The organism is Pseudomonas chlororaphis subsp. chlororaphis (assembly GCF_003945765.1).
GTDB classification, from domain to species: Bacteria; Pseudomonadota; Gammaproteobacteria; order Pseudomonadales; family Pseudomonadaceae; genus Aquipseudomonas; species Aquipseudomonas chlororaphis.
In genome coordinates, this window is record NZ_CP027712.1 from 5942925 (window position 1) to 5955198 (window position 12274).

9 protein-coding genes are annotated in these 12274 nt (G+C 65.7%); 3 read left to right on the plus strand and 6 right to left on the minus strand.

All coding sequences use genetic code 11. The annotated features are described in order from the left end of the window. Positions 1-62 precede the first annotated feature (62 nt). Complete coding sequence (gene pdxR, locus C4K27_RS26990) at positions 63-1550, plus strand: MocR-like pyridoxine biosynthesis transcription factor PdxR (RefSeq protein ID WP_053262765.1); 1488 nt, start codon at positions 63-65, stop codon at positions 1548-1550. 4 nt (positions 1551-1554) lie between these two features. Here pdxR and C4K27_RS26995 read toward each other — a convergent pair whose 3' ends face one another. After that, positions 1555-2232 carry a TetR/AcrR family transcriptional regulator gene (locus tag C4K27_RS26995; protein ID WP_007928882.1) on the minus strand — a complete coding sequence of 226 codons (678 nt, stop codon included), beginning with the start codon at positions 2230-2232 and terminating at the stop codon, positions 1555-1557. 104 nt (positions 2233-2336) lie between these two features. Continuing rightward, on the minus strand, positions 2337-4244 hold the full coding sequence (gene quiC / locus C4K27_RS27000; RefSeq protein WP_053262766.1) for a 3-dehydroshikimate dehydratase QuiC: 1908 nt from the start codon (positions 4242-4244) through the stop codon (positions 2337-2339). A 646-nt stretch (positions 4245-4890) separates the two neighbouring features. Here quiC and C4K27_RS27005 point away from each other — a divergent pair. Beyond that, the gene (locus tag C4K27_RS27005) at positions 4891-6228 is read left to right on the plus strand and encodes an MFS transporter (protein WP_007928884.1); all 1338 of its coding nucleotides are present in this window, start codon (positions 4891-4893) and stop codon (positions 6226-6228) included. An 87-nt stretch (positions 6229-6315) separates the two neighbouring features. Here C4K27_RS27005 and C4K27_RS27010 read toward each other — a convergent pair whose 3' ends face one another. The 4 genes from C4K27_RS27010 to C4K27_RS27025 all read right to left on the minus strand — a co-directional run bounded on the left by C4K27_RS27010 (position 6316) and on the right by C4K27_RS27025 (position 10312). Next, entirely contained in the window at positions 6316-7194 is an 879-nt protein-coding gene (locus C4K27_RS27010) for a DMT family transporter (protein WP_053262767.1), read from the minus strand. A 123-nt stretch (positions 7195-7317) separates the two neighbouring features. Next, positions 7318-8133, minus strand: a complete 816-nt coding sequence (locus tag C4K27_RS27015; protein WP_053262768.1) for a sugar phosphate isomerase/epimerase family protein — start codon at positions 8131-8133, stop codon at positions 7318-7320. 2 nt (positions 8134-8135) lie between these two features. Next, entirely contained in the window at positions 8136-9191 is a 1056-nt protein-coding gene (locus C4K27_RS27020) for a Gfo/Idh/MocA family protein (RefSeq protein ID WP_053262769.1), read from the minus strand. Between the two features lie 344 nt (positions 9192-9535). Beyond that, on the minus strand, positions 9536-10312 hold the full coding sequence (locus C4K27_RS27025; protein WP_053262770.1) for an IclR family transcriptional regulator: 777 nt from the start codon (positions 10310-10312) through the stop codon (positions 9536-9538). Positions 10313-10521: 209 nt separating this feature from the next. On the opposite strand from C4K27_RS27025, the gene C4K27_RS27030 reads away from it, so the two are divergent. Next, positions 10522-12249, plus strand: coding sequence for an FAD-dependent oxidoreductase (locus C4K27_RS27030; RefSeq protein ID WP_053262771.1), 1728 nt, complete (start codon positions 10522-10524; stop codon positions 12247-12249). Positions 12250-12274: the final 25 nt, after the last annotated feature.

The window sequence follows — 12274 nt, forward strand, 5'->3', positions numbered from 1 at the left end:
TTTCGATCAATATCCCAGACCACTTTTCCAGCTGCCGCCGACCGGCAATCCACAGGCCCCCGATGAAAACCCGCAAAACCGCCTATCCCATCTGGAACCGTCTGCAACTGGCCAAGGACGGCCACTTGTCCTTGCGCGAGCAATTGCTGCTGTTCCTGCGCAAGGGCATCGCCGATGGCAACGTCAAGGCCGGGATCCGCCTGCCGGCTTCACGCGTGCTGGCGACACAGTTGGGGCTATCGCGCATGACCGTGACCGAGGCCTATGGGCAGTTGATCGCCGAGGGGTTCCTGGAAGCCCGGACAGGTTCGGGCACCTATGTCATGGCACGGATCGCCGAGCAAACGGCCTCGCCACCCGCCCGGACAGAGGCCCCCGTCGGCTCCACCCGGGCCCGGGCGCTGACGGGGACCGACTCGATGTCCGTGGCCCGGGCCGCCTGGCCGCTGACCCCGGGCCTGCCGGCGCTGGACGCCTTTCCCTATGCGCTGTGGGGGCGCCTGGAAGGCCGCTTCTGGCGACGCCGGCCACTTCCCGACCTGTCCTACGGCGACCCGCAGGGTTTTCTGCCATTGCGCGAAGCCCTGGCGGCGTACCTCGGCGCGGCACGCGGAGTGGTGTGCCAGGCCAGTCACATCGTGATTACTCCCGGTGCCCAGGCGGCGGTGTCGATTGCCACCCTGGCGCTCACCGACCTGGGAGAGCGGGTCTGGGTCGAAAACCCCGGCTACGATGCGGCCTACCGCAGCGTGCTGCTGGCCGGTGTGCAGGCCGTGGGCGTTCCGGTGGATGCAGAAGGCCTGGATGTACAGGCCGGCCGCCGGCTCGCGCCCGATGCGCGGCTCGCCCTGGTATCGCCTTCGCACCAGTATCCCCTGGGGGTCGGCATGAGCCTGGCGCGACGCCTGGCCTTGCTGCAATGGGCCCACGATGCCGATGCCTTCATCCTCGAAGACGATTACGACAGCGAGTTCCGCTACGGCGGCGCGCCAACCCCGGCGCTCAAGGCCCTGGACGGCAATCAGGGGCGGGTCATTTATGTCGGGACCTTGAGCAAACTGCTGGCGCCGGGCCTGCGCCTGGGGTTCCTGGTCGCCCCCGAGGCGGTGGTGGAGGTGTTGCGCAACGTGCGCAATGGCAGCGGCCACCGCGTGCCTTTGTCGCTCCAGGCGACGGCGGCGGAGTTCATCGCCAATGGCCACCTCGGCAGCCATATCCGTCGTAGCCAGGCGGTTTATGCGCAACGTCGCGCCGCCTTGCTGGCGGCCATTCACAACGCCGGCAGCGAGCGCATGACGGTAGCCAGCAGCGCCAGCGGATTGCACCTGCTCGCCGAACTGCCCGATGGGCTCGACGACCAGGCGATCGCGGCCGCCGCCCATGCCCGGAAAATCGGCATCGCGCCGCTGTCAGATTTTTTCGTGGGTGCCCAGGGCGGATCACGCCCCGGCTTGCTGATGGGCTTTGGCAATACCCGGGCAGAGTCGATGCAGGATGCGGTTGCAACCCTGTGCCGTCTGATCGACCAGCAACGGGGTTCAACCCTCTAGGCGATCAGGCCTGCAAGTAGCGCAGCACCGACTCGCAGATCATCTCGCGGTGGCGCTGCTTGATCGCTTCGTCGGGCAGGTCGATCTGGAAGATCTCGCCGAAAGTGTGGCGGTTGGACACGCGGTAGAAGCAGAACGAACTGATCAACAAATGCACATCCAGCGGGTCCAGGCCGGCGCGGAACACGCCCTCGTCGGCCCCACGCCGGAGGATCTCGCCCAGGGCATGCAGGATGGTGTTGTTCATCGCCTTGATCGCTTCGGAGCGCTTCACGTATTCGGCGTTATGGATGTTCTCGATGCTGACGATGCGCACGAAATCGACGTTGCGGTCGTGGTGATCGAAGGTGAACTCCACCAGCCGGCGAATCGCCTCGCGCGGCGCCAGCTCCGCCAGGTGCAGGCGGCTTTCGGTGTTGCGGATATCGCCGTAGAGCTTCTCCAGCACCTCGACGTACAGCTGCTCCTTGCTGCCGAAGTAGTAATAGATCATGCGCTTGGAGGTGTGGATGCGCTCGGCGATGGCATCCACCCGAGCACCGGACAGGCCCTGCTGCACGAACTCGACAATAGCCTCTTGAAGAATGTTCTCGCGGGTCTTTTCCGGGTTGTTCTTGCGACTCTTGCGTGGCTCGATCACGGGCTGCTCGGGCGCTACGGAGAGTTCTGTGGTCATTGTCATTCTGGGGCTCACGGCCATCGCTGCACACGCGGGCGATTATGGGCCGCCTCGCGCAGCGAAGGAAAGCAGGACGGCGGCCCTTTGCCGCCGCCGTTACGAAACTCCTACAACTTCGCGTGCCGCACCCCGCCACTGCGCGACTTGGCCATGGCCGCCAGGCGTACCGCGACGTTCGCCGCGCCATAACCGACGTAGCCATTCTTGCGCTGGATGATCTCGAAGAAGAAGCGCCCCTCGAACGGCTCGGTGTAGACATGGAACAGCTCGCCACCCTGGGCGTCACGGTCGTAGAGCACGTTGTAGTAGGCCAGCTCACTGAGGAACTCGTCGTCGAAATCGAAGCGCGCGGCCAGGTCGTCGTAGTAGTTGAGCGGGATGTCCAGCAGCGGCACGCCCGCCTCCTTGGCCCGGCTGACTTCGGCAAAGATATCGTCGCAATCGAAGGCGATGTGATGCACGCCCGAGCCGCCGTAACTGGACAGCGCATGGGAGATCGCGGTCTTGCGGTTCTCGGAAATGTTCAGCGGCAAACGAATGGTGCTGCAACGGCTGCGCAACGCCCGGCTCTTCACCAGGCCGTAGGGGTCGGGCAGCACCACTTCGTCGTCGGCGGTGAAATCCAGCAGGCTCTTGTAGAACAGCACCCAGCTGTCGAGGTTGTCGGCCGGCAACGCCATGGCCATGTGGTCGATGCGCTTGAGGCCGCCCTTGGCCACCACGCCCGGGAGCATATTGAAATCGGTGTCGTACAGGTTCCCGCCCTGCTCCTGGTCCACCAGGTAGATCAGGCTGCCATCCAGCTCGCGTACGGCGGCCAGTTCCAGTTCGTTGGGGCCCACCAGCCCGCGGTACGGCTGGCCCTTGTAGACCACCGCGCGCTCCAGCGCCTTGGCGCTGTCCTTGACCCGGATCGCCGTGGCGCACACCGAGGGGCCGTGGGCCTCGAAGAAGCTGTGGGCAAAGGAATAAGGCTCGGAATTGAGGATCAGGTTGATATCGCCCTGGCGCATCAGGCTGACATTCTTCGAGCGGTGCTGGCCGGCCCTGGCGAACCCCAGGCGTTCCAGCCAGCCGCCAAGCTTGGCGCCCAGCGCTTCGTCCACGGCGAACTCGAGAAACTCGGTGCCGCCATATTCACTGGCCGGCGGCGGCGCGAACAGCGTATCGATATTGGCCACCGGCGTGGCTTCCTGCGCCAGGCGCTGGCGGGTTTTCTCCTCGAGGTACAGCAGCGAGCGCAGGCCGTCCGCGGCGTTGGCCCGCGGTGGCGCGGCGCGGAAACCGTCGTTGAAGATCTCCAGGGACAAAGGCCCGGTGTAGCCGCTCTTGATGATCGGCGCGAGGAACCCCGGCAAGTCGAAATCGCCCTGCCCCGGGAAGCAGCGAAAATGCCGGCTCCACTCCAGCACGTCCATGGCCAGGATCGGCGCGTCGGCCATCTGCACGAAGAAGATCTTGTCCCCGGGAATCTCGGCGATCGCCGCCGGGTCGCCCTTGAGCGACAAGGTGTGGAAGCTGTCGAGCAGCACGCCCAGGCTCGGATGGTCGGCCTCACGGACGATGTCCCAGACCTGTTGATAAGTATTGACGTGCCGGCCCCAGGCCAGGGCTTCGTAGCCGATCCGCAGGCCACGGCTGCCCGCGCGCTCGGCCAGCAGGCGCAGGTCGTCCACCAGGATCTGCCGGTCGCCGACGCTGTCGGCCGCGGCATTGCTGCACACCAGCACCAGGTCGGTGCCCAGTTCCTGCATCAGGTCGAACTTGCGCTCGGCGCGTTCCAGGTTGCGTTGCAGGCGGTCGCGACGGCAGCCTTCGAAATCGCGAAAAGGCTGGAACAGAGTGATGGCGATGCCCAGGTCCGCGCACATCTGGCGGATTTCCCGAGGGCTGCCGTCGTAGTAGAGCAGGTCGTTCTCGAAAATCTCCACGCCGTCGAAACCAGCGGCGGCAATGGCTTCGAGTTTTTCCGGCAGGGTACCGCTCAAGGAGACGGTGGCAATGGAACGCTGCATGTTTCAACTCCCGGTAATGACCACAGATCGGGCGCCGTGCCTGTGGCCGCTGCCGCAGGTCCTCCAGCGCACTGAAGATCCCGCGCCCGCTTCGCGGGCGATCGCAGCCTGCGGCAGCGGCTACAGGTACGTTTGTTATTGGATGGGGCGGATTATTGAGCCGGGCAGTACAGACAGCAATTCAAAGTGTACGAACCAGTTAGTTTTTCGTGCGATTATCGAACAAAATGGCCGTTGGCGAATTGACGATTTTTCGTCCGCTGCGCACCATCGACAGCACATTGAGCCGGCACCTAAGCGCCGGCTTCAATCGCCCAAGACCCAGAACACACCATAAAAATTTCAAAAATCGGGTACACCCTCATGCTTGCACTCAACGCCACACCTCTCTGCCTGGCCCTCTGGCTCTCACCTGGCCAGACCTCCAACAGCCGCCTTCAGACGGACGCACTACGGCCCCTGGGCTGACCATGCCCGCACGCTGACCAACCCGCTTTCCACCGCCGCGCCCGATGCGCGTCGACCAAAGCACTCAGCCGATCGATCATCGAGTTCACCCGCGGTCCGTCCGCACAGTCGACAATCGATCACGCGCCCTTGAGTCCCGACGAGTTGTCCCTCGTCAGTCATTGAACGGATGGCACACATGATTCCTTCTCAAAGCTCCCGCATGGCCCCGAGCCTCGGCACCGCCTCCGGCGGCATCGGCGACAAGATCCGCGGCGCCATGGCGGTCGGCAAGACCCGCTGGGGCATGCTCGCCCTGGTGTTCTTCGCCACCACCCTGAACTACATCGACCGCGCCGCCCTGGGTGTGATGCAGCCGATCCTGGCCAAGGAAATGAGCTGGACGGCGATGGACTACGCCAACATCAACTTCTGGTTCCAGGTCGGCTACGCCGTCGGTTTCGTCCTGCAAGGACGGTTGATCGACCGGGTCGGCGTCAAGCGCGTGTTCTTCTTCGCCGTGCTGTTGTGGAGCCTGGCCACCGGCGCTCACGGCCTGGCCACTTCGGCCGCGGGCTTCATGGTCTGCCGCTTTATCCTCGGGCTGACCGAGGCCGCCAACTACCCGGCCTGCGTGAAGACCACGCGCCTGTGGTTCCCGGCCGGCGAACGCGCCGTGGCCACCGGCATCTTCAACGCCGGGACCAACGTCGGCGCCATGTTCACGCCGATGCTGCTGCCGTTGATCCTGCACGCCTGGGGCTGGCAGGCGGCATTCCTGTGCATGGCTGCGCTGGGCGGCATCTGGCTGCTGTTCTGGGGCCTGAAGTACTTCAACCCGGAAGATCACCCGAGCGTCAAACAGTCCGAGCTCGAGTACATCCAGAAAGAAGTCGAACCGGAGCAGGCCCGCGTGCCTTTCTCGCGCATCCTGCGCATGCGCGGCACCTGGGCCTTCGCCCTGGCCTACTCGATCACCGCGCCGGTGTTCTGGTTCTACCTGTACTGGCTGCCGCCGTTCCTCAACCAGCAGTACAACCTGGGCATCAACGTGACCCAGATGGGCATCCCGCTGATCATCATCTACCTGACCGCCGACTTCGGCAGCGTCGGCGGCGGCATCCTCTCGTCGTTCCTGATCGGCCGCGGGGTCAACCCGATCAAGGCGCGCCTGATGTCCATGCTGCTGTTCGCCTGCTGCATCGTCGGCGTGGTCATGGCCGCCGGCGCCAGCAACCTGTGGCTCGCGGTGTTCGCCATCTCCCTGGCCATCGGCGCGCACCAGGCCTGGACCGCCAACATCTGGAGCCTGGTGATGGACTACACGCCCAAGCACATGATGAGCACGGTGTTCGGTTTCGGCGGCATGTGCGCGGCCATCGGCGGCATGTTCATGACCCAGCTGGTGGGCCATATCCTGACCGTCACCAACAACAACTACACCGTGCTGTTCACCCTGATCCCGGCGATGTACTTCATTGCCCTGACCTGGATGTACTTCATGGCCCCACGCAAGATTCCAAAAATAGAAGACTGACGCTTTCCTCTCGCAGGCCCGGTTCCGGGCCTGCTTTTTTTCTCCTCTCTCAGTCGATATCGACTGTCCTCCCATTGCTAACGCCACTCAGCGCCGCCGCTGTTGCCAGGCAGCCGCCAGGCCGCTGAGGCAGATCACCGTGATGCCCAGCTGGGTGATTGGCTGCGGTGTATGGCTGAACAACAGCCAGCCCAGCAATCCGGCGAAGACGATCTGGCAATAGCCGAACGGCGCCAACAGCGCCGGCGCCGCATGGCGGAAGGCCTGGGTCAGGAACAGGTGGGCGGTCATGCCGCAGGCCCCCAGCGCCAGCATCAACACACCATGGACAAAGCCCGGCACCTGCCAGAAGAACGGCACCAGCGCGCTCATCACCAGGGTGTTGCACAGGCCGGCGAAGAAGTTGCTGGTGGTCGGGCTGTCGTGCTCGGCGAGCTTGCGGGTCAGCAGTTGGTAAAAGCAGAAAAACAGTGCCGAGCAGAAAGGCAGCAGCACCGCCGGGGTGAACAGGTCGCCACCCGGGTGAACGATGATCAGCACCCCGATAAAACCGCAGATCACCGCCAGCCATTGGCCCTTCGTGACTCGCTCGCCCAGCAGCGGCACCGACAGCGCGGTGACCAGCACCGGCGCCAGGAAGTTGACCGCCGTGGCTTCGGCCAGCGGGATAAACAGCAGCGCCGAGGTGAACAGCAGGCTGGTGCCGAGCAGGCACAAGGCCCGCGCCAGTTGCAGCAACGGCCGCTTGGTGCGCAACACCCGCAGGCCCGATTGCGGCAGGAAAATCCCGGCCATCAGCAGGGTATGAACCAGGTAGCGGGCCCAGACCACCATCACGATCGGATAAAACCCCGAAAGGTATTTCGACAAGGCATCGTGACTGGCGAACAGGAAGGTCGCCACGACGACCAGCAGGATGCCCTTGAAGGGCTGGTTGACGCCGGAAAGGGGTGTGCTGAGGGTCATCCGCGGGGTCTCTCAAGATAGGGTTTGTTTGTAGAAACAGCTTCGCGGGCAAGCCTCGCTCCTACAGACGCGGCGTCCGTAGGAGCGAGGCTTGCCCGCGATTGGGGTCATACGGGCTACCAACTAGAGCCGCGCCAGCAACGCCCGGGTCTTGTCCAGGGCCATTTGCGCCCGCTCCAGGGCACCGACGCCCTGTTCGAGCAATTTCACCGTGGGGATCTCCAGGCTCAACGGCAGGTTGGCCGGCAGACAATGCAGGAGCCCCGCCAGGTCGCAATCGCCATCCCCGGGGAAACGCCGCTCGTTGCGGGCCTGGCGCAGGATCTCCTGCATATCGTCCGGTCGCAGGCCGGCCACGTCGCACAGCTGGGCATAACGCAGCCGCGCCGGCGCGACCTTTGCCAAGTCCTCCAGGCGCGAGGCCGAGCGATCGAAGTGGAATGCATCCACCAGCACGCCGGCGTTGTCGCGGCCGGCGTTCTCTACCACCCGCACCGCCTGCTCCAGGTTGCGTGCATCGGTCCAGGGCATGAACTCCAGGTGCGGGTGCAGGCCGTAGATCGACGCCAGGTCGCACAGTTCGGCGAAGCGCTCGGTCATGCGCCCCTCGTCGGGGTCGTTGCCGGCCACCAGCAGCTCGCTGGCGCCGAACTCGGCGCCGACCGCCAGCACCGCCTCGAAATCCGCGACCCGGGTGTGCGGCTTGAGGCGCAGGATCTCCACATCCAGCACGCCGACACCGGTGTCGCGCAGGCGGCTGAGGGTCTGTCGGCGCAGATCGGCATCGGCCACCAGGGCAAAGTGATGCTCCTGCGGCGTCGCCGGCACCAGGCGCAAACCGACGTGGCTATAACCGGTGCGGGCCGCCACCTCGACCATCTGCGGCGGTGAAACTTCCAGCACCGTGAGGCTGGCCAGGGACAGAATACGTTCGCTCATGCTCATCCCTCGATCAGCGCCGGGGCACAGGCCCGACCGGTCGCCGCCGCTTCGCGGATCGCCTCGATCAGCGCCAGGGTCCGCGCCGCATCGGCCACGCTGACCAGCGGCTCGACCTCGCGCCGCGCCACTTTGACGAAATGCTGCAACTGCAGGCGCAGGGCCTCGGCGGCGGTGAACGGTTCCTCGACCGCCAGCAACGGCTGATGCCAGCCGGCGCCGGCCTCGGCGTACTGCCAGCGCTTGAGTTGCGGAATGCTCAGGGCGCCAGCGGTACCAGCCAGCAGGTAGCACGGCTGGTCGGCCTGGCGCGGGTACACCGGGTTCTCGCCGGAATCCAGCTCCCAGCTCCAGGGCGCCGCCACGGCGTCGGAACCGGTCAGGCTGCCCAGGGCACCGTTGGCGAATTGCAGCAGGACGGCGGCGCAATCCTCGTTGGCAAAACCGCGCACCGCGTTGCTGGTGACGGCCTGCACCTGATGCACCTCGCCGCACAGATGACGCAGCAGGTCGAGGTCGTGAATCAGGTTGGTCAGCAGCATCCCGGCCCCGGGTTCGCGGCGCCAGGAAATCTCGAAATAGCTGTCGGGCTTCTGCAATTGCCAGAGCGCGGTGACCGTGGTCAACCGGCCCAATGCCCCGCCCCGCACCAGCGCATGGGCACGGACGATCAGCGGGTTGTGGCGCCGGTGATGGCCCACCAGCACGGGAACACCGCTGCTTTTCACCGCGGCCACCAGTTCGCGCGCTTCATCCAGGTGCACGCCGACCGGTTTCTCCAGCAGCACCGGCACACCGGCCGCCAGGCAATCCAGGGCAGTGCCGACGTGCAGGTTGTTCGGGTTGGCGACTATCACGGCGTCGGGGCGGGCCTGTTCGAGCATCAGTCCATGGTCGGGGTAATACGGCACCTGCCACTGCGCGGCAATCCCGGCGGCTTGCGGGCCGGGGTCAGCCACGGCGCAGAGCCTGGCCTCGGTCAGGGTCTTGAGGTGCTGGTAATGCTGCTGGCCCATGTTGCCGGCGCCGATCAGGGCAATGCGCAAAGGCGAGTCCAAGGCGGGATCCTCTTGTGATTGTTATGGGAACGCGAAATTTCAAATATTTAGAACTCGGTTCCATTTTCATACAAGAGTAAAACGAAATAGTGTCCGATCAGCGAACAGCTTTAAGGCTTGAGATCGTGAAGGCCCTGCGACCAGCGTGGCCCGGGCTTATCGCAGGCTGCGCCAGCGGCTACAGAAAACGGAGGAAACCCTGTAGCCGCTGCCGAGCCCCGCGAGGCTGCGATCGGGCGCGCAGCGGCCGTAAAACAGGCGACCGCATTCAGCCTGTCCCACCGCAGAGGCTGGTTTTGCGGCTCCTGCGGAGCCGATCGCAGGCTGCGCCAGCGGCTACAGGGTCAGCTGAAGAGTTCGGAGGCCTGGCTGGCGGCCGAGAGTTCGTCGGTGAACTTCAACAGCCGCGGCGCCAGTTCATGCAGGCGCGCCAGCGGCATGCGCGCGCTCGGACCGGCGATGCTCAGCACTCCGACCACCCGGCCGTCGACCGGATGACGCACCACCGCGGCCACCGCCGAGGTGCCCACCGCCGAGCTTTCCTCGACCCAGGCGTAGCCCTGTTCCCGGGCCAGGCGCAGGCGTTCGAGCAGTTCGATGTTCGAGCGCGGCGCGTTCGGGCCCAGGTCCGCGGGGATCTCGGCCGCCTGGCGCTCCACCAGCGACAACGCCTCGGCATCGCTCAGGCAGGCCAGCCAGGCGTGCCCGGAAGCGGTGTAGAACAACGGCGCCTCGCGGCCCATGTCGGGGTCGTAGCGCAACCCGGAACGGGCGCCCTGGGACTTGGCGATCCAGGTCTGGCGCTCGTCCTCGATCACCCCGAGGCGCACCAGCTCGCCGGTTTCCTGGGCCAGCCGGTCGAGCACCGGCTGGACGATATCCGCGCCGCTGCTGGACAGGTAGCGAAAGCCCATGGCCACCAGCTTGGTCGACAGGTGATAGCGCAGGCTGTCCGGGTTCTGGCGCACGTAGCCCAGGCGGATCAGCTCCGCCAACAGCCGGTGGGTGGCGCTTTTGGGGATGCCCAGCTGCTCGGCCAGGGTCTGCATCGGCAGGCCGCGGGGGTCGCTGGTAAGACTTTCCAGAACGCTGAAGACGCGCTCGATTTGACTGCCGGCCATGGTCGGGTCCAGACGAAATTTGGCCGATTCTAGTGACAACCGGCGCAATGGGAAACACACCGCGGCCTCGTTCGATAACCGCCCATAAAAACCTCGGCACGGCGCAGATGATCCCGCCCTCGCCTTGCTGCCGACTATTCGACTCCGTATATTTTTTGGAATCAAGTTCCAAAAATAATAATCGTTCGTTTAGCGGAGTTGCTTCTTCCATGCCTGCCACCGCCTCCCTGCACCACCCCGATATCGATTGCGACGTGCTGGTCGTCGGCTCCGGCGCCGCCGGCCTTTCGGCGGCCGTGACCGCGGCCTGGCATGGCCTGAAGGTCATAGTGGTGGAGAAAGACCCGGTGTTCGGCGGTGCCACCGCCTGGTCCGGCGGCTGGGCCTGGGTGCCGTGCAACCCGCTGGCGCGACGGGCCGGCATAGTCGAGGACGTGGAACTGCCGCGCACTTACCTGAAACACGAACTGGGCGAACGCTACCAGCCAGCAATGATCGACGCCTACCTCGAAGCCGGGCCGCGCATGGTGTCGTTCTTCGAGCGCCATACCGCGCTGCAATTCGCCGACGGCAACACCATCGCCGATATCCACGGCGATACGCCGGGCGCCGGCACTGGCGGACGCTCGGTGATCGCCGCGCCCTACGATGGGCGCGAGGTCGGCACGCTGCTCAAGCGCCTGCGCAAGACCATGCGCGAAACCTCGTTCATCGGCATGCCGATCATGGCCGGCGCCGACCTTGCGGCCTTCCTCAACCTGAGCCGTTCGCTGCCGGCGGCCTGGCACGTGAGCAAACGCGTCGCTCGCCACCTGCGCGACCTCGCCACCCATCGCCGCGCCCTGCAACTGGTCAACGGTGTGGCGCTGGTGGCGCGCCTGGCCAAGTCGGCGCAGGACCTTGGCGTACTGCTCTGGGAATCGGCGCCGGTCACCGAGCTGCTGCGCGACGGCGACGCGGTGACCGGAGCGATTGTCAGCAGCGCCACCCGGGGGCCCATTCGTATCCGCGCCCGCAAAGCGGTGGTGCTGGCGGCCGGTGGCTTCGCCAATGACATCGAGCGGCGCAAGGCACTGTTCCCACGCACGCCCACCGGTCACGAGCATCTGGCCCTGCCGCCGCTGGCGGTGTCGGGCGACGGCTTGCGCCTGGGGGAAAGCGTCGGTGCCCGGGTCGATACCGACATGGCGTCCCCCGTGGCCTGGGCCCCGGTTTCCGCGGTGCCCTACCAGGACGGCAGCCGCGGGCATTTCCCGCACATCATCGAGCGCGGCAAGCCGGGGATCATCGGCGTCTTGCGCAACGGCCAACGCTTCGTCAACGAAGCCGACGGTTACTACGACTATGTGCGAGCAATGGTCGCGGCGGCGCCCGAGGGCGAAGAAGTGGCGTCATGGCTGATCTGCAGCCACGGCTTCCAGCGCCGCTATGGCCTGGGCATCTCCCGGCCCTTCCCGGTACCGCTGGCGCCCTTTATCCGCAGTGGCTACCTGAAGCGTGGCGCGAGCATCGAGGAACTGGCCCAGGCCTGCGGCATCGATGCGGACGGCTTGCGCGCCACCCTGGCGGAATACAACCGGCATGCCCGACAAGGCCAGGACCCGCTGTTCGGCCGGGGCTCGACGCCCTACCACCGCAAGCAGGGCGACCCGCGCCAGCAACCCAACCCGTGCGTAGCGCCCATCGAACAGGGGCCGTTCTACGCGGTGAAAGTCCAGCCGGGCTGCTTCGGCACGTTCGCCGGGCTCAAGGTCAACCCCCACGCCCAGGTGCTCGACGGCCAGGGCCAGGCCATCGCCGGCCTGTACGCCGCCGGCAGCGACATGGCCAGTATCATGGGCGGCCACTACCCCGCCGGCGGCATCAATCTCGGCCCGGCGCTGACCTTCGGCTATATCGCCGGGCGGCACATCGCGGGCGCCAGCGATTACGAATAAGCCAGCAATTTCCCTCGAAGAGGAC